At 53.1% G+C, this 26448-nt stretch carries 28 protein-coding genes, 1 tRNA gene and 2 riboswitches; of the genes, 12 read left to right on the top strand and 17 right to left on the bottom strand.

What is annotated here, in order from left to right; translation table 11 throughout:
• Nucleotide 1 precedes the first annotated feature (1 nt).
• Complete coding sequence (locus J4E70_RS14960; protein ID WP_213890457.1) at nucleotides 2-1162, bottom strand: acyl-CoA dehydrogenase family protein; 1161 nt, start codon at nucleotides 1160-1162, stop codon at nucleotides 2-4.
• Between the two features lie 80 nt (nucleotides 1163-1242).
• Here J4E70_RS14960 and J4E70_RS14955 point away from each other — a divergent pair, with 80 nt between their 5' ends.
• Entirely contained in the window at nucleotides 1243-2181 is a 939-nt protein-coding gene (locus tag J4E70_RS14955) for a GlxA family transcriptional regulator (protein ID WP_213890456.1), read from the top strand.
• Between the two features lie 6 nt (nucleotides 2182-2187).
• Here the strand turns inward: J4E70_RS14955 and J4E70_RS14950 are convergent, their stop codons facing one another.
• The 3 genes from J4E70_RS14950 to J4E70_RS14940 are packed head-to-tail and all read right to left on the bottom strand — an operon-like array spanning nucleotide 2188 to nucleotide 4966.
• Entirely contained in the window at nucleotides 2188-3168 is a 981-nt protein-coding gene (locus tag J4E70_RS14950) for a sterol desaturase family protein (RefSeq protein ID WP_213890455.1), read from the bottom strand.
• Entirely contained in the window at nucleotides 3168-4160 is a 993-nt protein-coding gene (locus tag J4E70_RS14945) for a sterol desaturase family protein (protein WP_213890454.1), read from the bottom strand. The genes J4E70_RS14950 and J4E70_RS14945 overlap by 1 nt, the downstream gene beginning before the upstream one ends.
• Before the next feature lie 44 nt (nucleotides 4161-4204).
• Entirely contained in the window at nucleotides 4205-4966 is a 762-nt protein-coding gene (locus tag J4E70_RS14940; RefSeq protein ID WP_213890453.1) for a class II aldolase and adducin N-terminal domain-containing protein, read from the bottom strand.
• Between the two features lie 113 nt (nucleotides 4967-5079).
• Here J4E70_RS14940 and J4E70_RS14935 point away from each other — a divergent pair, with 113 nt between their 5' ends.
• The 5 genes from J4E70_RS14935 to J4E70_RS14915 all read left to right on the top strand — a co-directional run bounded on the left by J4E70_RS14935 (nucleotide 5080) and on the right by J4E70_RS14915 (nucleotide 10641).
• On the top strand, nucleotides 5080-5970 hold the full coding sequence (locus tag J4E70_RS14935) for a LysR substrate-binding domain-containing protein (RefSeq protein WP_213890452.1): 891 nt from the start codon (nucleotides 5080-5082) through the stop codon (nucleotides 5968-5970).
• A 13-nt stretch (nucleotides 5971-5983) separates the two neighbouring features.
• Nucleotides 5984-7792 carry an adenine deaminase gene (gene ade / locus J4E70_RS14930; protein ID WP_213890451.1) on the top strand — a complete coding sequence of 603 codons (1809 nt, stop codon included), beginning with the start codon at nucleotides 5984-5986 and terminating at the stop codon, nucleotides 7790-7792.
• A 2-nt stretch (nucleotides 7793-7794) separates the two neighbouring features.
• On the top strand, nucleotides 7795-9276 hold the full coding sequence (locus J4E70_RS14925) for an AMP nucleosidase (RefSeq protein ID WP_213890450.1): 1482 nt from the start codon (nucleotides 7795-7797) through the stop codon (nucleotides 9274-9276).
• A 132-nt stretch (nucleotides 9277-9408) separates the two neighbouring features.
• Nucleotides 9409-9696: an HU family DNA-binding protein gene (locus J4E70_RS14920; protein WP_213890449.1), complete on the top strand. Its 288-nt coding sequence runs from the start codon at nucleotides 9409-9411 to the stop codon at nucleotides 9694-9696.
• A 78-nt stretch (nucleotides 9697-9774) separates the two neighbouring features.
• Nucleotides 9775-10641 (top strand): DMT family transporter, encoded by an 867-nt coding sequence (locus J4E70_RS14915; protein ID WP_213890448.1) that lies wholly within the window; start codon nucleotides 9775-9777, stop codon nucleotides 10639-10641.
• On the opposite strand, the gene J4E70_RS14910 is transcribed toward J4E70_RS14915, so the two are convergent.
• The gene (locus J4E70_RS14910) at nucleotides 10638-11294 is read right to left on the bottom strand and encodes an HD domain-containing protein (RefSeq protein WP_246531780.1); all 657 of its coding nucleotides are present in this window, start codon (nucleotides 11292-11294) and stop codon (nucleotides 10638-10640) included. The genes J4E70_RS14915 and J4E70_RS14910 overlap by 4 nt on opposite strands.
• Nucleotides 11287-12387 carry a chorismate synthase gene (aroC, locus tag J4E70_RS14905; RefSeq protein WP_213890447.1) on the bottom strand — a complete coding sequence of 367 codons (1101 nt, stop codon included), beginning with the start codon at nucleotides 12385-12387 and terminating at the stop codon, nucleotides 11287-11289. Before aroC ends, J4E70_RS14910 begins: the two co-directional genes overlap by 8 nt.
• Before the next feature lie 90 nt (nucleotides 12388-12477).
• Nucleotides 12478-12576: riboswitch (TPP riboswitch) on the top strand.
• 37 nt (nucleotides 12577-12613) lie between these two features.
• On the opposite strand from aroC, the gene J4E70_RS14900 reads away from it, so the two are divergent.
• From J4E70_RS14900 to J4E70_RS14890, 3 genes are read left to right on the top strand one after another with little or no spacing between them, the layout of a single operon-like run.
• Nucleotides 12614-13594, top strand: a complete 981-nt coding sequence (locus J4E70_RS14900; RefSeq protein ID WP_213890446.1) for a thiamine ABC transporter substrate-binding protein — start codon at nucleotides 12614-12616, stop codon at nucleotides 13592-13594.
• Nucleotides 13570-15144 (top strand): thiamine/thiamine pyrophosphate ABC transporter permease ThiP, encoded by a 1575-nt coding sequence (locus J4E70_RS14895; protein ID WP_213890445.1) that lies wholly within the window; start codon nucleotides 13570-13572, stop codon nucleotides 15142-15144. The genes J4E70_RS14900 and J4E70_RS14895 overlap by 25 nt, the downstream gene beginning before the upstream one ends.
• The gene (locus tag J4E70_RS14890) at nucleotides 15131-15823 is read left to right on the top strand and encodes a thiamine ABC transporter ATP-binding protein (protein WP_213890444.1); all 693 of its coding nucleotides are present in this window, start codon (nucleotides 15131-15133) and stop codon (nucleotides 15821-15823) included. The genes J4E70_RS14895 and J4E70_RS14890 overlap by 14 nt, the downstream gene beginning before the upstream one ends.
• Before the next feature lie 3 nt (nucleotides 15824-15826).
• Here J4E70_RS14890 and J4E70_RS14885 read toward each other — a convergent pair whose 3' ends face one another.
• The 8 genes from J4E70_RS14885 to J4E70_RS14850 form a co-directional block, all read right to left on the bottom strand.
• The gene (locus J4E70_RS14885; protein WP_213890443.1) at nucleotides 15827-16498 is read right to left on the bottom strand and encodes a hypothetical protein; all 672 of its coding nucleotides are present in this window, start codon (nucleotides 16496-16498) and stop codon (nucleotides 15827-15829) included.
• A gap of 151 nt (nucleotides 16499-16649) precedes the next feature.
• Nucleotides 16650-17459: a cytochrome c1 gene (locus tag J4E70_RS14880; RefSeq protein ID WP_213890442.1), complete on the bottom strand. Its 810-nt coding sequence runs from the start codon at nucleotides 17457-17459 to the stop codon at nucleotides 16650-16652.
• 14 nt (nucleotides 17460-17473) lie between these two features.
• Nucleotides 17474-18799: a cytochrome b gene (petB, locus tag J4E70_RS14875; RefSeq protein WP_213890441.1), complete on the bottom strand. Its 1326-nt coding sequence runs from the start codon at nucleotides 18797-18799 to the stop codon at nucleotides 17474-17476.
• Nucleotides 18800-18810: 11 nt separating this feature from the next.
• Complete coding sequence (petA, locus tag J4E70_RS14870; protein WP_213890440.1) at nucleotides 18811-19374, bottom strand: ubiquinol-cytochrome c reductase iron-sulfur subunit; 564 nt, start codon at nucleotides 19372-19374, stop codon at nucleotides 18811-18813.
• Between the two features lie 344 nt (nucleotides 19375-19718).
• Entirely contained in the window at nucleotides 19719-20009 is a 291-nt protein-coding gene (locus J4E70_RS14865; protein ID WP_213890439.1) for a hypothetical protein, read from the bottom strand.
• A gap of 120 nt (nucleotides 20010-20129) precedes the next feature.
• Nucleotides 20130-20741, bottom strand: a complete 612-nt coding sequence (locus J4E70_RS14860; RefSeq protein ID WP_213890438.1) for a glutathione S-transferase — start codon at nucleotides 20739-20741, stop codon at nucleotides 20130-20132.
• Nucleotides 20738-21022, bottom strand: a complete 285-nt coding sequence (locus tag J4E70_RS14855; protein WP_213890437.1) for a hypothetical protein — start codon at nucleotides 21020-21022, stop codon at nucleotides 20738-20740. Before J4E70_RS14855 ends, J4E70_RS14860 begins: the two co-directional genes overlap by 4 nt.
• Nucleotides 21023-21076: 54 nt before the next feature.
• Nucleotides 21077-21700 (bottom strand): FMN-binding negative transcriptional regulator, encoded by a 624-nt coding sequence (locus tag J4E70_RS14850; protein WP_213890436.1) that lies wholly within the window; start codon nucleotides 21698-21700, stop codon nucleotides 21077-21079.
• A 66-nt stretch (nucleotides 21701-21766) separates the two neighbouring features.
• A riboswitch (FMN riboswitch) is annotated at nucleotides 21767-21912 on the top strand.
• Nucleotides 21913-21991: 79 nt separating this feature from the next.
• Here J4E70_RS14850 and J4E70_RS14845 point away from each other — a divergent pair.
• Nucleotides 21992-22426, top strand: coding sequence for a 6,7-dimethyl-8-ribityllumazine synthase (locus J4E70_RS14845; protein ID WP_213890435.1), 435 nt, complete (start codon nucleotides 21992-21994; stop codon nucleotides 22424-22426).
• 62 nt (nucleotides 22427-22488) lie between these two features.
• On the opposite strand, the gene J4E70_RS14840 is transcribed toward J4E70_RS14845, so the two are convergent.
• The 3 genes from J4E70_RS14840 to dapF are packed head-to-tail and all read right to left on the bottom strand — an operon-like array spanning nucleotide 22489 to nucleotide 25219.
• Nucleotides 22489-23118 carry a glutathione S-transferase gene (locus J4E70_RS14840; protein WP_213890434.1) on the bottom strand — a complete coding sequence of 210 codons (630 nt, stop codon included), beginning with the start codon at nucleotides 23116-23118 and terminating at the stop codon, nucleotides 22489-22491.
• On the bottom strand, nucleotides 23115-24377 hold the full coding sequence (gene mtaB, locus J4E70_RS14835) for a tRNA (N(6)-L-threonylcarbamoyladenosine(37)-C(2))-methylthiotransferase MtaB (protein ID WP_213890433.1): 1263 nt from the start codon (nucleotides 24375-24377) through the stop codon (nucleotides 23115-23117). Before mtaB ends, J4E70_RS14840 begins: the two co-directional genes overlap by 4 nt.
• Nucleotides 24377-25219, bottom strand: a complete 843-nt coding sequence (gene dapF, locus J4E70_RS14830; protein ID WP_213890432.1) for a diaminopimelate epimerase — start codon at nucleotides 25217-25219, stop codon at nucleotides 24377-24379. Before dapF ends, mtaB begins: the two co-directional genes overlap by 1 nt.
• A 102-nt stretch (nucleotides 25220-25321) precedes the next feature.
• Here dapF and J4E70_RS14825 point away from each other — a divergent pair.
• Nucleotides 25322-25397 (top strand) — tRNA-Lys (locus J4E70_RS14825).
• 409 nt (nucleotides 25398-25806) lie between these two features.
• The gene (locus J4E70_RS14820) at nucleotides 25807-26259 is read left to right on the top strand and encodes a DUF2846 domain-containing protein (protein ID WP_213890431.1); all 453 of its coding nucleotides are present in this window, start codon (nucleotides 25807-25809) and stop codon (nucleotides 26257-26259) included.
• Nucleotides 26260-26448 lie beyond the last annotated feature (189 nt).

Here is a 26448-nt window from a genome sequence, read left to right as displayed (position 1 = left end):
GTTAAGCCCCGAGAGGGCGAAGCAGATCGCGGCTTATAATATGGCGTTGGATTTCGCTTGTACCGTCCCAGATACGCTCAACCCGTGCGTCCCGCCAGAACCGTTCCAGCGGATAGTCATCCATCAAGCCCATGCCGCCGTGCACCTGAATCGCAGCGTCGGTAACACGTGCCAGCATTTCCGAGGCATAGAGCTTGGCGGAGGCAATTTCCCGGTTGGCAGGCAGACCCCGGTCAAGTCTTTCAGCCGCCGCCAACGTCAAAAGGTCAGCGGCATCAATTTCGGTGATCATATCGGCAATCTGAAACCCGATCCCCTGAAACTTACCAATCGGCTGGCCGAACTGATGGCGTTGGGCGGCATAATCCAGTGCATAGTCAAAGGCCCTTCGCGCCCGGCCCACACACATGGTGGCAACCGTAATTCGGGTGGCGTAGAGCCATTCGTTCATCACAGCAAAGCCTCCATCAACCTCACCTAGAACTTGAGCGTCGGGCAAACGGCAATCATCAAATTCAAGCACCATGTTCTTGTATCCACGGTGGCTGACAGATTTATAGCCATCCCGGATGGTAAACCCTGGCGTTCCCCGGTCTACCAAGAAGGTCGTGATGCGCTTTTTAGGCCCGCGCGGTGTCTGATCTTCGCCTGTTGCAACAAAAACGATTATGAAATCAGCGTGATCTGCGCCTGATATGAAGTGTTTTGTTCCATTCACGACCCAATCACCACAGTCACGGACCGCGCTGCATTTCATGCCCCGCACGTCCGAACCCGCACCGGGTTCAGTCATTGCAAGCGCGTCCGTCCGCTCTCCACGAACAGCGGGGAACAAGTAACGTTCTTTCTGTTCTCCCTCGCATGCCATCAGGATGTTTTGTGGACGCCCGAAAAAGTGATTTAGCGCCATTGACCCGCGGCCAAGTTCACGTTCCACCAATGCAAACTCAAGGTGGCTCAGACCCGCACCGCCCACTTCTTCAGGAAAATTACAGGCGTAGAACCCAAGTTCGATGGTTTTTCGCTTAATTTCCTCAGCAACCTCTTCTGGTACTTCACCTGTACGGTCTACCAAATCTTCGTGCGGATAGATCTCGTTTTCAACGAAACTGCGGACAGTTGAAACGATCATCTCTTGTTCTTCGTTCAGGCCGAATTGCATCACGGGCTCCGATTTGCTGAATTTGTTTGCAAAGGTTATTGGGCACGCCCAGTATGGCTGTGCAAAGTTGGGTAAAAATCATGCGAAACTGGGAAAATCAAAACGCCGCAGTGCAGCGTATCGGCGTGTTGCTGTTCGAGTCCTTTTCGAACCATTGCCTTGCCAATACTGTTGAACCGCTTCGCGCTGCAAACACGCTTTCTGGACGCGTCTTATATGATTGGCGTTTCCTGTCTTTGGACGGGGCTCCGGTTACCTCGTCCAGCGGGTTGCAGATTGCGCCGCACGGAAAACTGGCGGAGGCGTCAGGCGATATGTTGGCTGTGATGCCAAGTTATGATTTTAAGCGGCATGCAAACACGGTAACAGTACGTGGCCTTAGCAGTGCTGCACGAAGATTTCCAACCTTAGCGGGCTTTGATACAGGCAGTTGGCTGTTGGCCGAAGCAGGGCTGCTGACAGGACGTCGCGCTACGATTCACTGGGAAGAACTGGGTAGCTTTGCTGAAAAGTTCCCGGATGTCGAAACTGTGCGTGAACGATATGTCATTGATTCAAATCGCATCACCTGCAGCGGCGCAATGGCGGCTTTTGATCTTGTGATGGAGATGATCGCGCAAACAAGCGGCGAAGCGTTGAGGTTGGAGGTTGCGACCCTCTTCATGTCACCAGGTGTTTCTGCGCCGCAAAATGTGCTGCTGGCACGAACAAAGACCGTTTCACGCGCCGTGGCGCTGATGCAGGAGCATTTGGAAGAACCGTTAAGTATTGGTGAAATAGCACGGCGTGTCGGGCGCAGCCAAAAGGATTTGGAAGCGCGCATGAAGGCGGATCTTGGAGCGTCTCCGCAGACCGTATACAGGCGTTTTAGGCTTATATTGGCTCGAAAACTGGTTCTTGAAACAGAATTGCCAGTTGGCGAAATTGCGCTACGTTCCGGGTATCAGAACGCAAGCGCGATGACCCGGGCCTTCAGAGAAGAATTTGGAACTGCCCCGCGGCATATGCGAGTTGGATAGGCAGGTTCAGCGCGCCGAGTTTCTGATTTTCAAGCGGTGACGCATCCGTTCTTTTGCCTCTGGTGTTCCATCATGAAACGATCCGAACAAAATATCCCAAGGCACGTCCAGATTGCCGTAATTACATTCAAAATACCTATGATGCATCTGGTGATGAAACATACCTAACCGAAGACGTTTTTTGTTTTTGATGAACAACTCTTCAAACCCGGTATGTGTTGTCACGGCAGACAGCGCGTAAAACTGTAGGTGAAACATCATGTGCAAAGGGTGAGAAGCGATAACCCAGTGGATCAGAACCGATCCAAAGTAGATGATATGTTCGATCGGATGCATCGAAAGTCCGGACCAGGGACCGACATTGGTATTCCGATGATGAAGCGCATGGGCAACACGGTAAAGTGGGGGCCAGTGCAGCCAGCGATGAATCCAATAAAAATAAAAGCTTTCCCATATCGGGATCAGAAAAAAGATTGCTACAAACCAGATAGGGTTCGTGTCCCAGCTTAGTAACCACAGATATCCATTGGCAAAGCACCAGAACATCAAAACTTCATAGGCGCTCCAAACTAGAACACCGCTGGTGCAGCTCCAGAAAATATTGTCCAGAACCTGATTGTTCAGGGTGAACATTCCGCCCTTTTTGGCAAATTCGCGAGTGTCATATTTAAGGTCGTTTCCTTGATTTCGGAACGTGTAAAAATATAGGTGTAAGCCACCTGCAACAGTCACTAATAAGGCCAAATTGCGTAAAATGATCTGAAGAATCCAACCAACTGCGAAGGTCTGAGCGGTTTCCAAAGAGGGGTTAAACCAAACCCAGCTGGCAATGCTTAGCCCAAGGATTATCAGGTTAACGGTGATCAGGAACCAGCCATCCCAATACCAGCGCAGCACCGCCAGCGGTTTTGGGGGCCATTGCCACAGAGGAGAAACCCCCAAAGGCAAATCAGGGGTATAGTTCCATTCTCGTCGTGGTTCTGCCATCAGGCATGCATCCGTTTCTTGCGCGCGCGTGTTTCCACAGTCGCCGCTTCCGAACCATCATGGAAAGTGCCAAACCAACGGTCCCAGGGCATCTCTTGGTTTCCGTAATTACACTCATAATAACGATGGTGAAGCTGATGGTAAAAGGTTCCGAGCGCCAGACGCCGCTTATCTTTGATCAGCAGGTCCTCATATCCTGTATGGCTCATCGCGGCACCGGGCCCTTGATACACGATGTGAAAAAACAAGTGAATTGGGTGGGTCGCCACGACCCAATGGATGCACAGCGTTGTTAAGTAGATGAAATGCTCAACAGGATGCATTGAAAACCCACTCCACGGCCCGATGTTGACGTTCCGATGGTGAAGCGAATGCACACGTTTGTAAAGAAACGGAACATGCAGCAGCCGATGCACCCAATAGAAATGAAACGCAGACCAGATAGGGACGAGGATCAGGGCAAGAATGAACCAGACTGGGTTGCTGGCGAATGTAATCGTTGGTGCGTATCCGTTGGCCATCAACCACATTGTGACCACCTGAAACCCGGTGAGTTGCAGCACACCTGACCCCAAAGACCAGAACATATTGTCCCGTACCTGATCCGAAAAATTCCACAGCCGGTTGTTTTTCCCCTGATCGCGGCGTTCGAACTTCAGTTTCTTACCTTGGCCTTTATGTATGTAGAAATACCAGTGCAGCCCGCCCGAACAGATAAAAACCATTGCAAAGTTGATTGCCCAGATCTGTAGAATCCAACCAACGACAAAGGTTTGCGTTGTCTCAAGCGATGGATAAAAGAACGCCCAAAGCGCGAAAGCCATCAGAAGCATGATCACGCGTTCGGACAGCATCAGCCAGTTAAAGGTGAGCCATTTCACAAGATAGGCTGGCCGTGGTGGCCATTGGAAAATTGAGGGGTCCTGTAGCGGCAGGTCAGGATGGTAGTTCCAGCTACCGGATAGGTTTTCCGTCTTCAGTTTTTCAGGCATCTCTGAAGGTCCTTGTTGGAGTCTAGTCAAACGCGGAATATGCCTTATTGGGCATAGTTAGAGCCTTCTTCATCCAATATTGCCTTTAACTCCGCCAAGTGGCGTTCAGCCTGACTAGGGTAATCTTCCAGCTCCTGCGCAGTCTTTTCAGCGACCTCATCTGACAAAACGCGCAACGGTTTACCGGTTTGAAGTGCGCGAATGTATGTTTCTGCTGCGCGTTCGAAATAATAGAGCCTGTTAAACGTATCGGCGACGCTATCTCCGATGATCAGCACCCCATGATTGCCCATGATCATCACTTTGACTTTCGGGTCGGACAGCATAGACGCGCAGCGTTCGCCTTCTGCCTCAAAGGCGAGGCCACCAAAACTTTCGTCAATAACGTAGCGCTTGTAGAAGGTCGCGGTGTTCTGGTCGATTGGTGGGAGGTTTGAATCCGCAAGGCAGGCTAAAACAGTTGCATGGATCGAATGCACATGCATCACGCAGCGCGCATGCCGACAGCGCCGGTGAATCGATCCATGCAGCCCCCACGCGGTTGGATCAGGTGCATCCGGTGTGTCCAGCGCATTCGGATTGTTGGCATCCAGCAGCAGCAGATCAGACGCTTTGATACGCGAAAAATGCGCCTGATTTGGGTTCATCAGAAACTCAGTTCCGTCCTCGTTCACCGCCAGGCTGAAATGGTTCGCCACCGCTTCGTGAAAATTAAGCCGTACGGTCCAGCGAAACGCAGCGGCCATATCGACGCGTTCTTGCCAGTGATCAATATTTGCTTTGTGGAGAGGGGTAGGCGTCGCCATTTCATTTCCTTTCAAATCCTTGAGCAACATCGTGGCGATGCTGGCTGATCTTTACCAACGAAAAAAAAGGCGTCATGCTATTAGCAGAACTTATGCATAGCTTATGATAAAAAATGGATGATACCGGCCTTCCCCCGCTGAACTGGTTGCGCGCGTTTGAAGCGTCGGCGCGACACCTGTCGTTCACAAGTGCGGCTCAGGAACTAAACATGACGCAATCTGCCGTCAGTCAGCAGATCAAGGCGTTAGAGGGATATTTGGGTAAGGCATTGTTTTACCGACTTGTTCGGCGGCTCGAACTGACGGACGCGGGTAATCTGTATCTTCCATGGGTTCAGGATAGTTTTTCTGTTTTGACAAAGGGTACGCAACAATTGCTTGGCCCTGATCGGGCGAAAACGTTGCAGATCGTCTCTAACCTTGCCTTCACGGTGCATTGGCTGGCGCCGCGATTACCAAAGTTTTTCGCGGCACATCCCAAAATTCGTTTAAATTTCACAACGCCAATCTGGCATTTGGATCATACTTCACAGTCTGCTGACCTTGAGATTCGATTTGGGCGTGAACCAGATTCTCGGCTGATGTACGAGCTTCTTACACGGGCAAACTATTTTCCGATTTGCGCCCCGGGCGATTCAGTAACGCTCGACACGCTGTTTGATCGGCCGTTGTTTGACTGTGCAGGGCTTTCCTGCAACTGGGAATCCTGGTGCACAGGACAAGGGATATCTTTCCCTAAAAAGGCGCATTTGACCTATGCGAGCACTTACACAGTTTCGTTTTCAGCAGCGCGCGCTGGCAGCGGTGTTGCGATTGGGCATGATATTCTTGTGGCAGACATGTTGCGTGATGGCATTTTAAAACAGCCATTTGATCACGTTGCACCCGTAAGCGAGGCCTACTATCTGATTCATCCGGCGGGACATGTCGCGTCACCTGCATCTCAGGCTTTTTCCGATTGGCTCAAGAGTGAAATCAGGGGCTTGAACACCGAACAAATGTAAGGACAATTGGTCCATGGAAACACATTCAATTAAAACATGGCCCGAAAGCGCCGCACGTTTAATCGCCGTTGCGGCCGGGCGCGAAGCGGCGGATCTGGTTCTAAAGGGCGGTGTCTGGGTTAACGTTCACACCCGCGAGCTTCTCGAAAACCACGATATCGCAATTGCTGATGGTCGATTTGCCTATTGCGGCCCAGATGCCAGTCATTGCATCGGACCCGCAACTGAGGTGATCGATGCAAAGGGTCAGTATATGATCCCGGGACTATGTGATGCGCATATGCACATCGAATCCGGCATGCTGACGCCCGCAGAGTTCGCCCGCGCTGTCATTCCGCATGGCACCACCTCGATGTTCACCGATCCGCATGAGATTGCGAATGTCATGGGGCTTGAAGGTGTACGCCTGATGCACGACGAGTCGATGATGCAGCCCGTTAACATATTTACGCAGATGCCAAGTTGCGCGCCGTCAGCCCCAGGTCTTGAAACAACGGGTTATGAAATCAAACCCGAGGACGTTGCCGAGGCGATGAGCTGGCCCGGTATTGTTGGGCTTGGGGAAATGATGAATTTTCCCGGCGTGGTCAATGCTGACCCAAAAATGTTGGCCGAAATCGCAGCGACCCAGAACGCGGGTAAAACCGTTGGGGGGCATTACGCAAGCCCGGACCTTGGCCCGGCTTTCCACGCCTACGCGGCAGGCGGACCCGCAGATGATCACGAGGGAACCTGCGAGGCGGATGCAATTGCCCGTACCCGGCAGGGAATGCGGCACATGATGCGGCTTGGTTCGGCCTGGTACGACGTTGAAACCCAGATAACAGCGGTTACGGAAAAAGGGCTCGATTCCCGCAACTTTATTCTTTGCACCGATGACAGCCATTCAGGCACGCTGGTCAACGACGGCCATATGAACCGCGTTGTGCGCCATGCAATCGAATGTGGATGCGACCCGCTGGTCGCACTGCAAATGGCGACAATCAATACAGCAACCCATTTTGGGTTGGAGCGGGAACTTGGGTCGATCGCCCCTGGGCGCCGCGCTGATGTTGTTCTGACGTCGGACCTTAAAACACTGCAAATAAACCGCGTCATTGCACGTGGAGTAACAGTGGCGGAAAATGGGGTGGTAAAGGTTGAATGCCCGCATCTGAAGTGGCCGGAAAAGGTACGGAAAACCGTGAATATGGGACGCATGCTGATTGGTGCTGACTTCCATATCACAGCCCCGAAAGGCGCGAACACGGTTACTGCAAAAGTTATCGGCGTTGTTGAAAATCAAGCCCCAACCAAAGCTTTGACAGCAGAACTTTCCGTCGTGGACGGAATGGTCGAAGGGGACCCCGCTCAGGATGTTTGCCAAATTGCACTGGTGGAACGACATCAGGGTACTGGTGGTGTGGTAAATGGTTTTGTGTCCGGGTTCGGATATACTGGTGATATGGCGATCGCGTCGACGGTCGCGCATGACAGCCATCACATGATCGTTGTCGGTACGAATCATGCTGATATGGCGATGGCTGCGAACAGGCTGCAAGATGTTGGCGGTGGTATCACTGTCTGGCAGAACGGACGCGAACTGGCCTTGGTGAAACTGCCAATTGCAGGTCTCATGTCAGATGCACCCGCACAAGAGGTGGCAGAAACAGCTGATAAAATGGTCGCCGCTATGGCGGTCTGTGGCTGCACGCTGAACAATGCTTATATGCAGCATTCACTGCTGGCACTTGTTGTTATCCCAGAACTACGTATCTCTGATTTGGGCTTGGTGGACGTCACAAAGTTTGAGCTGACAGAGCTGTTTGAAAAAGGAAAATAACAATGACAGCACATTTCGAAATAGATGTAGAAACCCCGGCCGTTCCCGCACATGAAAGCTTCACCGACGCCAAGGCAGCAGTGGAAAGGCTGAAAGACCTTTATCGCACAGCCACTCAGTTCCTGAGCGAGAGGTTTTCAGAAAAAGCGACAGGCCCGCGGCCCGATAGACGGTACAGAGCATTTTATCCCGAAATTCGGGTTACGACGACAAGTTACGCCCAAGCCGACAGCCGTCTGAGTTTCGGCCATGTCGCAGTTCCGGGAACTTATTCAACCACTGTTACTCGGCCCGATTTGTTCGAAAACTACCTGTGCCAGCAAATAGATTTGTTGATGTGCAATCATAGTGTTCCCGTGGTGATAGGCATATCTGACACACCAATGCCGGTTCATTTCGCGGTCGCGGGTGACGCAGAGGTGAATGTTCCGCAAGAAGGGTGCATGGAGTATCCACTGCGCGACGTCTTTGATGTGCCAGATCTTTCAACCACAAATGATGATATAGTGAATGGCTTTGGTTACAAAAATCCGGACGAGTCAGGCCCGCTTGGTCCGTTTACTGCACAGCGCGTGGACTATTCTTTGGCGCGGTTGGCACATTATACGGCAACACCGGCTGAACAATTCCAGAACCACGTTTTGTTCACCAACTATCAATTCTACATAGAAGAGTTTGAGGCATACGCACGTGAAATGCTTGCCGACCCAAACAACGGCTACACAGGTTTCGTTGGGCCGGGAAACGCGGAGATCTCTTCGCCAAACCAAATAATGGACGCACCAGCGAAATTGCCGCAGATGCCGACCTATCATTTGAAACGCGCGGATGGGACGGGAATCACACTGGTGAACATAGGGGTGGGTCCTTCAAACGCCAAAACCGCAACAGATCATATTGCGGTTTTGCGGCCTCATGCCTGGCTGATGGTCGGGCATTGCGCCGGGCTGCGGAACTCTCAGAACCTTGGGGATTTCGTGCTCGCGCATTCTTATCTGCGCGAAGATCATGTTCTGGATGACGATCTGCCAATCTGGGTTCCGATTCCACCGCTTGCGGAAATTCAAATCGCTTTGGAACAGGCAGTTGCGTCAGTTACCAAACTGGAAGGATTTGAGCTTAAACGCATCATGCGAACGGGGACCGTCGCCACCATTGACAACCGCAACTGGGAGTTGAGAGACCAGTCAGGCCCGGTTCAGCGTCTTTCACAGTCGCGCGCCATCGCTTTGGATATGGAAAGTGCAACGATCGCAGCAAATGGTTTTCGCTTTCGCGTCCCTTATGGGACATTACTGTGTGTTTCAGACAAGCCTCTTCATGGTGAGTTGAAATTACCGGGAATGGCCTCGGATTTTTATAAAACACAGGTGTCGCGGCATTTGAAAATAGGTATACACGCTATGGAAGCATTGCGGAAAATGCCACTGGAACGCATCCATTCACGCAAATTGCGTAGCTTTGAAGAGACCGCGTTCCTCTGAGACGGCGAAAATCAGCACAAAATACATGAAAAACTGAAGAATTTTACCACTAATTGTTGTGTCCCATCACAACATGCCGTTAAATGCGCCCAATAATGCCCAAGTTATCAGGGCTTCATGAGGAGACATACAATGGCAAAACCAATGACAAAGACCCAGCTTGTAGCTGCTCTGGCCGACGAAATGGGCTCAGACAAAAAAGCAGCGAACGGCGCACTGGACGCAGTTATCGCGGTTATCACGCGCGAAGTAACCGGCGGCGGCGCTGTGACCCTTCCAGGTGTTGGTAAAATTTACTGCCGCGAACGCCCAGAGCGCATGGTTCGCAATCCCGCTACTGGCGAGCAGATCAAAAAAGACGCCGACAAAGTTGTCAAAATGACAATCGCGAAAGCGCTGAAAGACGGCGTCAACGGCTAATACGTTCGGGGATTGTCCCCAACGCTGAATACATTAGGGTCGCCTGACACAGGCGACCCTTTTCATTTGGAGGCAGGAATGGACATACGTGCGATAGGCATGGGGCTTGCCTTTGCATTGATGTGGTCTTCGGCCTTTACCTCTGCACGGGTCATCGTGATGGATGCGCCTCCGTTGGGCTCACTGGCGCTTCGGTTCCTTATCTCTGGAATCATCGGCGTGGGGCTCGCCCGGATGATGGGCCAATGCTGGACCCTGACGCGCGACCAATGGCGTGCGACATTTGTTTTTGGGCTGTGCCAGAACGCGCTATATCTGGGGCTTAATTTTGTTGCGATGCAAACCATCGAAGCGTCGCTTGCCTCTATCATCGCATCGATGATGCCACTGATGGTTGCCTTTGCTGGCTGGGTGGTTTTCCGCGAACGGCTTCGCCCGCTTGCGGTACTCGGCCTGCTGGCGGGCGTAATTGGCGTTGGCCTGATTATGGGTACGCGGATTAACGGTGGAGTTGACCTCTACGGCGTCAGCCTGTGCGGAATCGCCGCCGTAGCCCTGACCATTGCCACACTTTCGGTGCGGGGGGCATCATCCGGCGGAAATGTCATGATGATTGTCGGGCTGCAGATGTTTGTTGGCGCGGGTATCCTTGCCGTCGCGTCAGCCGGGCTGGAAACAATTGAAGTTAACTTCACCTGGAGGCTGGGTTTTGCGTTTATCTACACAACGCTGGTTCCGGGTGTACTGGCAACCTGGGTTTGGTTCGCACTGGTTGGCAGAATAGGTGCTGTACGCGCAGCGACCTTTCACTTCCTGAATCCATTCTTTGGTGTTGCAATCGCCGGTGTTTTACTTGGCGAAGCGATAGGCGGGATAGACCTGATTGGTGTCGCGATCATCACTGTGGGCATTCTGGCGGTGCAGTTGTCTAAACAACGCGCTTAGCCACCCCAGTTTTCGGGTAATTTGTGGCCAATTTCATTCGCGAGATTTTCCAAAAACCTGCACATAATTGCGGCCCGCTCTGTTGCCAGCTTACGGGCGGTATCGGTCGACATCTTACGAGGAAGCTTTAAGAGCTTTGCGGCCCAGTGATCAATTGAGAACCGTAGATCATCAAGTGCACGGATTGTTGGAAATGGGTCGGTTGGATTATAAAGTTCACGCCCTAAAGAACCCGCGACAGCAAAGGCGCGCGCGATACCAATGGCTCCCAGCGCATCTAACCGATCAGCGTCCCGCAAAATCTTCGCCTCTATGTTTCGCGCAGGAATGTTCGCAAAGTAGCTATGTGCCTCTATCGCGTGTCTGATTGTTGCAATGCCTTCCTCGGAAAACGAAAATGGAGCAAGTAGCCCCTCAGCTGCATCTGCGGACATAGTCGACGCACCCACCCGGTTTGGGTCATCTTTTGGCAGGTTTACCAGATCATGAAAATAGGCCGCTGCTAAGAGGGTGCTTCCAGCAACCACACCTTCGCCTTCGGCAATCTGCTGACAGTTTCGCCAGACCCTGTCTAGATGCGCGAGGTCATGCGCAGCATCATTCGCCATGTGATCCGCAACGATCCGGCGAAACTGTTGGTGTAAATCAGCCAATCTTGCCCTGATTTTCACCAACCTGGCCACGGTGCAACAGCAGGTGGTCCAGTATAACGCAGGCCATCATTGCTTCGCCGACCGGAACTGCGCGAATCCCAACGCAGGGATCATGCCGGCCTTTGGTCACCACCTCGATCGGGGTGCCATCTTTGCGGATCGATCTGCGTGGTGTGAGGATCGATGACGTTGGCTTTACGGCGAAACGAACGACGAGATCCTGACCAGTGCTTATTCCACCCAAAATGCCGCCCGAATGGTTAGAGCTATACTCGGGTCCATCCGGCCCCATGAATATCTCGTCCGCGTTGTCAGTGCCTTTTAGCGCTGCCGCCGCCATGCCTTCACCAATCTCAACACCCTTTACGGCATTGATTGACATCATCGCGGCGGCAAGGTCGGTATCAAGCTTACCGTAGACAGGCGCGCCTATGCCTGCCGGGACGCCACGCGCCACAACCTCGACAACGGCCCCAACCGAGTTTTTTGATTTTCGGATTTTTCCAAGATAGGCGTCCCAATCTTCAACGGCACCTGCATCGGGAATCCAGAAATCATTCTGGTCAATCGCGTCCCAGTCAAATCTGCTTCGGTCAATGTGCATTTCGCCCATCTGAACCATGTAACCCCTGATCTCGACATGAGGCACCAAAGCCTTGATCGCTTCGCGCGCAACCCCACCCGCTGCAACCCGTGCAGCGGTTTCACGTGCCGACGACCGGCCGCCACCGCGCGGGTCACGGTTGCCGTATTTTTGATGGTAGGTGATGTCTGCGTGGCCGGGACGAAAGGTTTCGGCGATATCCCCATAATCCTTAGACCGCTGATCGGTGTTTTCAATCATCAACTGAATCGGCGTGCCTGTGGTTTTGCCCTCATACACTCCGGACAGAATGCGTACCAGATCGGCCTCTTGCCGTTGCGTGGTGTGCTTGCTCTGGCCGGGTTTGCGCTTGTCGAGCCAATGCTGGAGCATTTCGGGAGTGACCGGCACACCGGGGGGGCAGCCATCCACTGTCGCGCCCAAAGCGGGCCCGTGGCTTTCGCCCCACGTAGTTACACGAAAGAGATGCCCGAATGTATTGATGCTCATGCAAACGCTCCTTTTCAACTGCTCTACCGGGCGGCGGCGCCTGTCTCAAGGGGTTTTGGCTTGCCAAGTGCGTTATGCCGCCCTAGAGACATCCTTACCTCGGGGGGCCTTTACTGGCTGAGATGCAATAGCGGACCCGTTGAACCTGAACCGGTTAAGACCGGCGGAGGGAAGGTTGAGATGCACTCATCCCGATATCCGCCCGTCGGCAAATAGAGGATGAGATATGAAATATCCACTGATCGCCGCGGGACTTTGTGCAGCCAGCATGGCTGCGGCAGAGGCACCCGTTCTGACAGTTTACGCACCAGACTACTTTGCGTCTGAATGGGGCCCGGGCCCCGGCATTGAAGCAGGGTTTGAAGAACGCTGCGCCTGTGATTTGCAATTTATCACGGGTGATGTTCTGCCCCGGCTATTGCTTGAAGGGGAACGGACAGAGGCGGATGCTGTCATTGGCCTGAACACCGATGTCACGCTGAAGGCGCGGGAATCAGGCTTGTTTGGTACACATGGTCAAGACACCAGTGGCCTCACGCTGCCGATTGAATGGTCGGATGACGTGTTTCTGCCCTTTGACTGGAGCTACCTTTCCTTCGTCTACGACAACACCAAGCTTGAAAACCCACCCACCAGCTTTGAAGCGCTGCTAGAGATGCCGGACGATGTGAAAATCGTTATTCAGGACCCACGGAGTTCGATCTCTGGTCTTGGCCTGTTGCTTTGGGTGAAATCGGTTTACGGGGATGATGCGGAAAACGCCTGGACACGGCTTGCGCCAAAAATCCTGACCGTGACCAAAGGCTGGTCCGAAGCCTACGGTATGTTCACGGATGGCGAAGCTGACATGGTTTTGTCGTTCACCACGTCGCCCGCCTATCATATCATAGCCGAAGAGGATTTGACAAAATCGGCGGCGATTTTTGATGAGGGCCACTATGTGCTTGTCGAGTTGGCGGGGAAAATCGCGACGACCGATCAGCCGGAACTTGCTGACTCGTTTATGGAATACGTCCTGTCAGAGGAGTTCCAGTCTATGATCCCGACAAGCAACTGGTCCTACCCCGCCCAGCTTGATGCAGAGAAACTACCCGCACAGTTTTTGCAGTTAGGAACGCCTGAAAAGGCGATCTTCTTGTCCGAACAAGAAGCGAATGACGTGCGGGACGGAGCACTGGAAGAATGGCGAAACGCCTTGTCCCAATAAAGCCGGTCTACGGCTTGGGGGCGGTTTCTGCCGCCCTCATCCTTTTGCTGACGCTCGGCACATTGGCTGCCGTAGTAACGCGGGCAGAGGGGGTATCCGCCTTGCGCCCAGCAGATTGGGCTGCGTTAAGGTTTACGCTTTGGCAGGCGTTCCTTTCGGCATCTCTAAGCGTGCTTCTTGCAGTGCCGGTGGCACGCGCGCTTGCGCGGCGGCAGTTTTTCGGACGCTCAGCGCTTGTTACATTGCTTGGCGCGCCGTTTATCCTGCCGGTTATTGTTGCGGTGCTGGGATTGCTCGCGGTGTTTGGCCGGTCAGGCATACTCAGCACGATGCTTGGCTGGGTGGGTTTGCCGCCTGTTCATATTTATGGATTACACGGCGTCGTTCTGGCGCATGTCTTTTTCAACATCCCCCTTGCGACACGCCTTATTTTGCAAGGTTGGCTGGCCATCCCGGCAGAGCGGTTTCGTCTTGCAGCCTCGCTTGGCTTTGACAATGCAGACATACAGCGTGTTCTGGAATGGCCAATGCTGCGCGCAGTTGTCCCGGGTATCTTCATGGTGATCTTCCTTCTTTGCATGACCAGCTTTGCGGTTGTTCTTGCATTGGGTGGGGGGCCAAAGGCGACAACGCTGGAACTCGCGATTTATCAGGCGTTCCGGTTTGACTTTGATCTTGGAAAAGCGGCTCTTCTTGCTGTCATTCAATTTGGTTTATGCGCGGTTGTTGCGGTTATCGCGTGGCGTGTGGCAACACCTGCAGGCATGGGGGCAGGCCTTGACCGGACTGTTGAACGGTGGGACACGAGCAATCCGGTGCTTCGCGCGCAGGATTTTACTGTCCTTGTGTTCGCCAAGCTGTTTTTGCTCACTCCCCTGGTCGTGATCTTTCTTAAAGGTGCCGGAGCAGTCTGGACGCTGCCTGATGTTGTCTGGTGGTCTGCGTTCAGATCAGTACTGGTGGCCTTGGGTTCTGCAGCACTCGCGATCAGCCTGGCTTTGTCCTTGGCATTGCTTGCAGTCAAACTTGGCCAGAAACGAACCGCCGGATTTGTCGAGGGTTTTGGATATCTGACGATTGCTGCGTCACCTTTGGTTGTCGGGACCGGGTTATTTATCATGATCTTCCCGTTTGCGCGCCCGTCCGATCTGGCGCTGCCGGTAACAGCTATCGTAAACGCCGCGATGAGCCTGCCATTCGCCTTGCGCGCGTTGAGCCCCGCACTGCGCGACATCGAAAATGACTTTGGTCGCCTCGCTGACAGTCTTGGTCTGTCAGGCTGGTCCCGGATGCGGTTGCTGATCTTGCCACGGATGCGCAGACCGCTTGGGTTCGCTGCTGGTCTTGCGGCAGCGTTGTCTATGGGGGACCTTGGGGTTATCGCATTGTTTGCTGATCCTGAAAGCGCGACACTACCGTTACAGATGTTTCGTTTAATGACGGCCTACCGGATGGGCGACGCGGCAGGAGCGGCGCTAGTCTTGTTGGCGCTCAGCCTGTGTCTGTTTTGGGTTTTTGATCGTGGGGGTCGTGTTGATGCTGACACTTGAAAGATTGGAAATTGTTCAGGACGATTTTTGCCTTACGGCTGATCTGTCAGTCCCAACAGGAGCAAGGGTTGCTGTAATCGGGCCATCCGGGGCGGGCAAATCAACCTTGCTCGCAGCCATCGCAGGTTTCCTGAAACCCGGAAGTGGCAAAATCCTGTGGGATGGGGTTGATCTGGCTGACCTTCCGCCGGGAGAAAGACCGCTAAGTTTGTTGTTTCAGGACAATAACCTGTTCCCACATTTAAGTGCTGCGGAGAATGTTGGCCTTGGCCTGCGTTCTGATTTGAGGCTATCCTCTTCGCAAAAAGAGGCCGTGAGTAATACTCTTGAACGAGTGGGGTTGAAAGGGTTCGGCAACCGCAAACCAGCCGCTTTGTCGGGCGGGCAGATCGCTCGTGTTGCGTTGGCACGTATGATCTTGCGTCAAAAACCACTTGTGTTGCTGGATGAGCCATTCGGTGCGCTCGGCCCGGCATTAAAGGGTGAGATGCTAACCCTTCTGGCAGACCTGCTTGATGAGACAGGCGCAACCCTGCTGATGGTTAGCCACGACCCGGATGATGCAGTGCGCATTTCAAGCCAAACAATCCTTGTGGCAGAGGGTATTGCGCATCCGCCAATAGATACGGCCACGCTATTTGCCAACCCGCCAGACGCGTTGAAAAGGTATCTGGGGTAGCCTTCAGAAAAAATTGTGCGACAGCACGAACATCAAAGGCACTGGCGCGACGGCAATCAGGAGTGAAATAACAAACGCGGGCAGTGGATATAGCCCGGACATGCCTGCTGCAAATGCAATGCCGCCACCGCCGCCAAGAACAACGTTACCCGGCAGGTTTAACACAGCGATCAGCGCAAGATACCTGTGCTTTAGCAGGAACGGAATAATACGGTTCGGTGCGTTCTCTGCCAAATAGGAAAGGCGCTCTTTGTGGTCCAGACCAGCCAGATTCTCCACCAGAGTTCGTGCGCGTTCGAATCCCAGATATGCAAATGCTCTGGCAATAAGTGCGGCAGGTACAAACCGGCCAATCAGGTAGGCGATCAGCAAAGCGGCCACCATGCACAGATAGACCAGTATCGCGGCACTTGCGCCAAAGATCATCAGCATACCAAACCCGATCTCTGCACCGGGGACAAAGGGTATCGCCGATGTGACGATGTAGAGACCAGCAATGGTCAGTATCATCATCCGCATCAGGGGTTCGTCATTGAGTACGGCTTCGCTGGACGCATAACTTGCGGCGCGTTGCCCAAAGTACCAACCCAAAAACAGAATCGCGAGAAATATGATCAGGACCACGAAACGGCGTCTATGGTTAGAGAAATGCTTTATTAGTGTGCCCGCAGCCATGCTGTGCGCCTTTAATCAATTTGTGCAGGTTCACCCTAGCACAGCAAAAAAGGTGGAGCGTATCACGATCGACTGACAGGATAGTGATACAGGCTAACAAAAGAAAACCCCGCCGAATGGCGGGGTTTGTTCATTTTAAAATCAACGAGTTCTATGCTTCGCCAGATTTCGCTCTTTTCTTGATTGGTGCCCAAATCCGTTTGTTGGTGAGATAGAGCAGCACCGACAGAATCAAGAGAGAGAAAACACCGATGAAGCCTGCTTGCTGACGAGCCATCATTTTTGGTTCTGCAGCCCACATCAGGAAGGCAGAAACATCCATTGCTTCGTGGTGAAGATCGTTAGAGTGGCCGTCGGCGTACTCTACATCTTCACCAACCAGCGGCGGCGCCATTGAAATCCAGCCGCCCGGGAAGGCAGTGTTTTCATAGAAAGTGACGTTGTTTTCTTCTTTTTCGTGGCCGGTGTAGCCAGTCAGGATCGAAGCGATATATTCAGCACCACCCATGCCGCGAACGGCCTGATTGATCCCTAGGCCATATGGCCCGTGAAAACCCGCGCGCGCTTTTGCCATCAAAGACAAGTCAGGCGCACCAGCCGCAGTGTTTGCAGGGAAGTGATCCGCCGGGGTCGCCGTGCGAAAATCACCGTCACCGTCGCTAAGCTCGGGATCCCAGACTTCGAAGTTTTCAGCGTAAGCCCGTGCCTGGTCTTCTGAATACCCAAGTCCGCCTTCATCCGCGAGGTTGCGGAAGTAGACATATTGCATGCCGTGGCAGGCTGAACAGACTTCGGTGTAGATTTGCAGGCCGCGTTGCAACTGGTTCTGATCGAATTTGCCAAAAGGTCCTTCGAACGAGAAAGCAAAATCTTCGATGTGTTGCTCGCCACCGGCTGCAAAAACGCCTCCGGTTGAAAGGCCAAGGGCCGTGACGGCGGTGATCGCTAGTTTTTTGATCATTGTCATTGTCCCTTTCACTCGGCCGGCGTTTCAGCTTTGGCGCCGTAGTGTGCGTCAAAGTCTGCTTCGATGGTGGCCGGTTGTGCCTCTGGTTTCTCAATCACACCCAATAGCGGAAGGATGATCAGGAAGTAGGCGAACCAATAGGCGGATGCGATCAGTGAGATCCAGTCATACGGGAACTCAGCAGGGCGTGCGCCAACCCACATCAGAACAAAGAAGTCGATCACAAGAAGCACAAACCACCATTTGAACATCGGACGGTAACGACCCGAGCGTACAGATGAAGTATCGAGCCAAGGAGCCAACGCCAGAACGGCGATTGCGCCAAACATTGCCAGAACACCAAAGAACTTGGCGTTGATGATGCCACCGGTGACAAAGCTTACAAGCTGAACAGCCCAGACATCAGCCGTGAAGGCCCGCAGGATCGCGTAGAATGGCAGGAAATACCATTCGGGAACGATGTGTGCAGGCGTCACCAGCGCGTTCGCTTCGATGTAGTTGTCCGGGTGGCCAAGGTAGTTCGGCATAAAGCCGACGATCGCCCAGAAAATCAACATGATAACGGCCAGTGCAAAGACGTCTTTGATCACAAAGTATGGCCAAAACGGAAGGGTGTCTTTTTCCGCAACAGCCTTAGAGTCCTTGCGTACGTCGACGCCGGTTGGGTTGTTGTTACCGGTTGAGTGGAATGCCCAGATATGAACAACCACAAGCCCAGCAATCACAAACGGCAGCAGGTAGTGAAGTGAGAAGAACCTGTTAAGTGCCGGTTGCCCAACTGCGCTTGCGCCCAGAAGCCATGTCTGAATTGCTTCACCAATACCCGGGATCGCACCAAAGAGGCCGGTGATCACAGCAGTACCGTGGAAAGACATCTGACCCCAGGGCAGAACATAACCCATAAACGCCGTGCCCATCATGCAAAGGTAAATCAGCATCCCGATGATCCACGTAACTTCACGCGGCGCCTTGTAAGATCCGTAGTAAAGGCCGCGGAAGATGTGTGCATAAACCGCCACGAAGAACAGTGATGCACCGTTCATATGAACGTAGCGCATCATGTGGCCGCCATTCACATTGCGCATGATATGCTCAATCGAGGCAAACGCCATGTCGACATGCGGCGTGTAATGCATCGCCAGAATGATGCCGGTGATAATTTGCAATACGAGGCAGAATGTAAGGACGATACCCCAGATCCACATCCAATTCAGGTTTTTGGGTGTGGGGATCATCAGTGTATCATAGAGAAGGCCAACCACAGGCAGGCGTGAATGGAGCCATTTTTCGATACCCGACTTGGGCTCGTAATGGTCGTGCGGAATTCCGGACATTTGTGCCTCCCTTAACCCAGCTCGATCGTCGTTTCATCGACGAAGTTGGCGACAGGCACCGGAAGGTTTTCCGGAGCCGGACCTTTGCGAATACGACCAGACGTATCGTAGTGCGACCCGTGGCATGGGCAGAACCAGCCACCAAATTCACCAGCTGCGTTACCAAGCGGCACACAACCAAGGTGCGTACATACACCCATCATCACCAGCCACTCGCCGTTTTCGTCAAGCGCGCGGTTTTCATCTGATGCGTCAGCGGATTCGTTTCCATTGTCGTTGCGCGCGCTCGAATCGATCAGCGTGCTCATATCGACATTGCGGGCAGCCTCGATTTCTTCTTCCGTACGACGACGGATGAAAACTGGCTTACCCTGCCATTTGACGGTCAGCTGCGTTCCGGTTTCGATACCTGAAATATCAACACGAATCGATGCCAGCGCTTTAACATCGGCACTTGGATTCATCTGATTTACAAGCGGCCAAACCGCTGCTCCGGCTGTCACAGCGCCTGCGCCTGCCGTTGCATAATAGAGGAAATCCCGGCGGGTGCCTTCGTGATCTTCTGCGTGAGACACGAGAGTTTCTCCCTTCCCTGGCCGAACGGCCTTAACGTTAAAATGACCACGCGTGAACGTAGCCTTCTCGCGCGGCTGTTTATCCGCCCAAATGCGCTCCGTCCAGAAGACAATGCGGCTCAAATAAAAAAGATGCGGTTTTGTCGCGGTTCATTAGTGCAATTTACAGTGGTATTCGAGGGTCAGGAAGACAAAAATTGCCGTTTTGTGTTTAACTTCGCATCCAAAACGCCTCTGGACCCTGAATTTGCGTCAACTCCAGTCGACCAGCACAAGAAATCACCCGGCAGAAGTAAGAAAACCTCAAATCGCCAGTACATGTTTTTCGAATTGAGAGTTCGGTTTTAGCCGACCGACTCATTCATTATGACTCTGTATCCACCCGGTTTTGGGGGTTCTGCAAGGAATTCGCCAAATGATTGCCAAAGCTCAGCAACTTTTGCCTGATTTGCATTTGAAATTTCCTCGCTTTCGACAATCGAGATGATGTAGCCGTTCCCGTCCGCGTCCACGGCATTGATGAAATGCTTCAATCCGGCCAGCGCCAGAATTTGCGGCTTGATCCGTTCAAGCATTTTTTCAGATGCTTCAACCGTTCCTGGTTTAAGTTTGTAGGTTGTTATCCGTGCAAACATTTCAGTCCCCCCAAGTATATTCGCTCTGCCAAGCAGAGTTGTTCAGTACAACTCGTTTCAGGGTTCTGAGCTTAGTCCAATTTCGGAGAAACGCCTAATCCAGCTCAATGCAGTGAAATGCTAGCCAGCAGGAGGGACCGTTGCTAGCATCGACTCACGTTCTGCGAATCTTTCGTACCAGTCTGCCAGTGCCTCATGTCCCGTGCGCCAACCCCGTGCATCGTGGCGCAAGTCGAGATACCCAAGTGCACAGCCTATTGCAATTTGCCCCATATCAAGAGAGCCGTTCAGCTGGCTCATCCAGCGGCTGTTAACGGCATCGACGGCATTGGATACCTTGCTCCATTGCGCCTCAACCCAATCTGGAAATTGTTTTTCCTCGGGGCGTAAACGACCCTCGTAAACCATCAGAAGTGCTGCATCGAGAATACCATCCGCAGTGGCCTCGAGCGTGAGGGCATCCCACAGTCTGGCACCGTCTGGGTAGAAGCCCGCTTGAAAACGCGCGTCTAGATAGCGGCAAATGACACGGCTGTCATACAGCGAAGGGCCATCGTCGCGCGCCAATGCGGGAACTTTACCAAGCGGGTTTTGCGCGATTGCGCTTGCTGACGCTTCAAATGGAGTACCGTGTGTGGGTTCCAGTGCGACCGCTTCGGTCTGTTCTGCCTCATGTAATAGGACCATGACCTTGCGTACATAGGGCGAGGTCGCGCTGTAGTATAGTTTCATTCAGATGCCTTTCGGATGCGTATACGGCCCAAAGCCGAAATGTCTATATCCACACCGGGGCCCATTGTTCCCAGCCGGATCGTTCTTTTAAAATGAAAGCCAGCGTTGGTCTGGTCACCATCGCTACGCAACGTTGCACCTTCTTCAAGTTCGTCGAGCGCGTCTTCAGCGCGTTGATCGCGGCGGCCTCGTTCAATGGTGCGCGTGACAGCGTAAGCCGCCAACGCAACGGCGCCATAACGCAATGCAAGACCTGCAACCGGGGCAAGGGGTAACGGCATTATCTCCTCCCAATCTGTGTTTCAAATGTAAGAAGCCAGTCTGCCGATGTCCAATCAAGCTTTGGATGGGGCCATCATCAGCGCCGAAAGGTGGCGTGTTTCGTGACCTGTTCCAGATGCATCCATCTGAGACGCTGCGTTGCTGCGGACCTCATCAGTCTTGTTCTGGCCAAGCTTCCATGTACCGTCAATGCTGGTGATCTCGAGTCTAATTGGAACGATCTGGCGCATCATCTTGTCCATAACGCCATCGCTCATTTTGCCAGAAACCCAAGGGGTTTTTGGCAGCAGGTCCGCCTCAAACCGCGCCGAAAGCCGGTCGAGTAAACCTCTTAACTTTTCCTGTGGCTCTTTTATCAACTGACCACGCAAGTGTACCGCAACATAGTTCCATGTTGGCACCTGATCATCGATTCCATACCAGTCAGGTGAAACATAACTGTCCGGACCAGAAACAGCTACAACCGCCGGCTCTGGTTCACTTAGCGTGCGAACAATCGGGTTTGACCTTACCAGATGCAACTCTGCAACCTTACCGTCATCAGACAGTAAAAACGGAACATGTGACAGCAGCGGACCTTCCGATCCGTTTACAGAAAGAATGCCAAAACCGCACTTCTGCGCAAAACTTCGATTCGCTTTATCTGGCATCTGTCTGAAGGCAGGGTTTGGGTGCATGTCGCGTCTCTGTTTGAAAATGTCTTATCCGGGTCTTGCCTTCAGGCCAAGGCTTAGCCATTTTGGCTGTGTTCTCAGGGCGGGGTGAAATTCCCCACCGGCGGTGTGTGGCGCAAGCCATAAGCCCGCGAGCGGCCCCGGATATCGGGGTGTCAGCAGATCTGGTGTGATTCCAGAGCCGACGGTCATAGTCCGGATGGAAGAGGACGATTGGGTGGTAAGGCATGGTGCCTTGGCGTTCCTTTCGTTTGCACGCTCTGGGTGACGTGTCTGGAATGAAAGGAAAGAACTATGACACCCACCCGCTACGCCTTTATTAAGGCAAACTGGCACTCAGATATTGTTGATCGCGCCTTTGATGGGTTTTGCGAGCTGATCCCGGCCTCTCAGGTCGATGTGTTTGATGTGCCTGGTGCGTTTGAAATGCCGCTTGTGGCACGTGATCTCGCGGCGTCCGGTCGTTACGCCGCTGTGGCTGCAGCCGCATTCGTGGTTGACGGCGGCATTTACCGGCACGACTTTGTGGCGCAAGCTGTGGTCGATGGTTTGATGCGTGCAGGCATGGATACAGGTGTTCCAGTGCTGTCAGTCTCTCTGACCCCGCACCACTATCAGGAAACCGATCACCACAATGAAATATACCGCGCGCATTTTGTTGAAAAAGGACGCGAGGCCGCAAAGGCAGCGTTGATGATTGGCAAGACAAGGGCTTCTCTAGCAGCCTGAATTCTTTTTCCGAAAAATATCCCCGCCGGAGGCATTAATCTTTTTTGCCTCTGGCAACGCTTTCAGGGAAACAACACGACGTGATCACCGGCCTGCCATTTTGGGTTTTTCTTCATGATTGCCGTAAACCGCTCTGAGGAAAGAAACCTCTCGAGCCATTCAATAAGGTTCGGCCAGGGCTGCGCGTCAAACCAATCTTTTTCGATATTGGCGAATTGCCGTACGAAGGGTGCAATAGCCGTATCTGCGATACTCGGGCTTTCACCAAACAGATAGAGTTGCTCAACAAGCATCATGTCGAGTTTGCGCAAGAAAACAGAAGCCTTTTCCCGCTCGACCGATGGGTCTGCATCTTTGTAGCGCGTTGCGTATTTCGTGCGATCAAGGGCAGACTTGAAGGGACCATCCGCCTCATCAATCAGGCTATGGGCTTCTTGCGGCACATTCAGCCATCCTTCGGGGTCATTTTCGCCAAGTGCCCAGTGCATCACGTCAAGACTTTCTTCAAGCACCTCACCATCGGCAACGACCACCGGAACCGTTCCCTTAGGGGATGCCGCTAGAAATTCCGGTGCTTTATCGCGCAAAACGATTTCTCGTAGTTCACAGGTGATCCCGGCGCTGGCAATCGCCAATCGTGCGCGCATCGCATAGGGGCAGCGCCGAAAGGAGTAAAGAATCGGAAGAGTCATGCTGTTAACCGATGAACGTCATAACCCGTTATCCGGGTTGTGACGAGGCTACCCTCGGTTTGATCAGCCGCAAAATTCACCTCGGTAAACTGCTCTGTCCGCCCCATGTGCGGGTTTTCCATCAGAATATGGTGGGTTTTGCCGACTTGATCGGAAAGATGGCGCGCAACCTGAGCTTCGCCCGCCGCACGCAAACGTGCCGCCCGTGATTTTATTGCACGCCCATCGACAGCCGGCATCCTCGCTGCAGGTGTGCATTCACGAGCTGAATAGGGAAACACATGCAGCCATGTCAGGTCACACTCGGTCACGAGTTTCAGAGAGTTTTCGAACATTTCTTCCGTTTCCGTCGGAAAGCCCGCGATGATGTCAGCGCCAAAAGTCATGTCGGGGCGCAAACGACGCGTCTCTTCGCAGAACGCGATTGCATCGTCCCGCAGATGGCGCCGTTTCATGCGCTTCAGGATCATGTCATCACCCGCCTGCAAGGAAAGGTGAAGGTGCGGCATAAGACGTGGTTCTGTTGCGATCGCCTGCATAAGGTTTTCATCAGCCTCGATGGAGTCTATCGAGCTAATCCGCAAGCGGGGCAGGTCTGGAACCAATTTGAGAATCCGCATCACCAAGTCGCCAAGGCGTGGCGTTGCGGGCAGATCAGCACCCCAGCTTGTCAGGTCTACACCGGTCAATACGACCTCATTGTAACCCTTGTTGACCAGTCGCTTGATCTGATCGACGACAACACCAGCAGGGACAGACCGCGAATTGCCGCGTCCATAAGGGATAATGCAAAAGGTGCAGCGATGATCACAGCCGTTCTGAACCTGAACATAGGCGCGCGACCTTGTGCCAAACCCGTCAATCAGATGCCCGGCTGTTTCGGTGACTGACATTATGTCATCAACCTGCACGCGCTCCGTTTCCCCGATGAAATCCGGGCCGCGCATGGATGCCCAGATGCTGGCCTGCATCTTTTCTGTATTGCCGATGACAAGGTCGACTTCGCCCATCTCGGCAAAGGTTTGCGGTTCAGTCTGCGCTGCACAGCCTGTCACAATCAGTTTCGCGTCAGGATGCGCGCGGCGCAGTTTGCGAATTTCCTGCCGGGCTTTGCGTACAGCCTCTGCCGTGACGGCGCAGGTGTTCACGACAACAGCATTTTCGATACCGGCGGCGGCAGACAGTTCTTTCATCGCCTCGGTTTCATAGGCGTTCAGGCGACAGCCAAGCGTCGTGAAAAGGGGGGGGCTGCCTGACATCAGATGTTTTCCAGAAACTCACGACGGATTACGCCGTCAAAGACATGCGTAATTGGACCAGTCATCCAGACACCGTCATCGCGCCAGTCAATTTCGAGATCACCACCATCCAGATGGATCGTCACCTTGCGGTCGGTCAGACCCTTGCGATGCGCCACAACCGCAGAAGCACAGGCACCAGACCCACAAGCGAGGGTTATCATTCCGCCGCGTTCCCAGACGCGCATTCGCAAGGTTTGACGGTCAATCACATGAATGAATTCAACGTTCGTGCGCTCCGGGAATAGCGGGTGATGTTCCAGCGCTGGGCCGACGTCTGATAATGGTACAGCTTCTGCATCATTAACGACGAAAACCATATGTGGGTTTCCAATACCAGCAGCACCGGGGGCCCCTTCAATTGGCAAGGCGTTCAGATCATCAACAGGATGGGCAAGTGGTATCTGATCCCACTCCAGTTGCGGCTGTCCCATGTTCACGCTGATCAGGCCCTCTCCGGCATCTACGGCTTGCAGGGTTCCGCGTCCCGTGCGGATGCTGGCAGCTTTCTGCCCGGTTTCGTCCATTATGATCCTTGCAACACAACGGCTGGCGTTGCCGCAGGCATCTGCTTTTGACCCATCAGAGTTCCAGAATTCTACATCCAGATCCGCAACGTCAGACTCGCGCAACACCGCAAGCTGATCAAAGCCGACCCCGAAAGACCGGTGCCCAATTGCCCGAGCGGTATCTTCATTCACCAAATCAGGCGCACTTCTTGCGTCGACAACAACAAAGTCATTGCCAAGCCCGTGCATCTTGCGAAACGGAAGCCCGCCCGTCTGGAGAGTCAAATCTGCCATGCGCATCATATAGGTTAAGCGGAAAAATCAATCCAGAGGGCTGATTCAGGCAATTTCGTCCTTGACCCCTGCGGTCAGCTTGCCTAAGACGGCGCCTCGTGAGGGCCCTTAGCTCAGTTGGTAGAGCGGCTGACTTTTAATCAGTAGGTCACTGGTTCGAACCCAGTAGGGCTCACCACATCTTTTCTATTTTAAATCAACGGCTTGACGCTGTATATGTTCAACGTAGCCCTGTCTCTTTTCCCCCAGTAACGATTCTGGGGGACATATGGGGGACATTATCCACGAAATTCCCCTAATTTAGGGTATCTTTCCTTTCCCCATAGACCGCCTCAAAAAAGGCGTCAAAGCCTAACACCCATGAAGAGCCGCTGAACAAAGCGACCTTTCGCCCCAACCGCAGCGAACGGCTGGTTGGAGCCAAAGCGAACATTCAAGGTTCAATCAGGAATTCCAATCGACAGCGAGATTGGCCTTTCCGGGCAAAAAGTTCACTTGACCATGGTTAATGAGTATCGGTGCTGGCAATGCTGGTGCTGTCGATCTAGGCTGAACGAAATTGTAGCAAAGCTCTGGGGGAGAGAAGCATGCAGAAATCAATTGGGAAAGCTGGTATTTTCAGCGTACTAGCCCTCGGGCTTTCGGCCTGTGCCTCAGGTAATAGCTTGTCGGAGTCAGCACCTTCGGTTCCTGCGGTCCAGAATAACGAGGCGAGACTGGTCTTCTATCGCACTCAGGTGATGGGAGCTGCGGTTCAGCCAATGATATCTGTGAATGGCAAGGGAACGGATACTTGCCAACCCAACAAGGTGTTCTTCGTCGACGTTCCCACGGGAAGCAACACCATTACTGCGGCCACTGAGAACACGGAGACCCTCACGGTGGTTATCGGGGCTGGTCAGACGGCGTATGTTGAATGCACCATTAGCTTCGGCATACTTGTAGGCCGGGTCGATCTAAAAGTTGTTCCGAGAGAAACAGGCATGGGTAAAGTTGGTGCTTTGGCCTTCAGTGGTCTGTACGAAATCGGTTCAATGTAACTTCCTCACTTAACAACGCGCCCGTCAGTCGCCGAGCAACATTTGCGCAACAAATGCCTGGATTGTCCGGCGGTTTCAACGGGTGGTCGCAACACTTTAGTCTTTTTGGAAAGATGGAGTGTTAGAGATGAAATATCGGACGCGGACGTTTTACACGGACAAACAGAAATCTGAGATGTGGGATCGGTG

This window comes from Pseudohalocynthiibacter aestuariivivens (genome assembly GCF_018457175.1).
Classification (GTDB): domain Bacteria; phylum Pseudomonadota; class Alphaproteobacteria; order Rhodobacterales; family Rhodobacteraceae; genus Pseudohalocynthiibacter; species Pseudohalocynthiibacter aestuariivivens.
The sequence above is the reverse complement of the archived record's forward strand: the minus strand, read 5'-3'. Positions and strand labels throughout refer to the sequence as shown.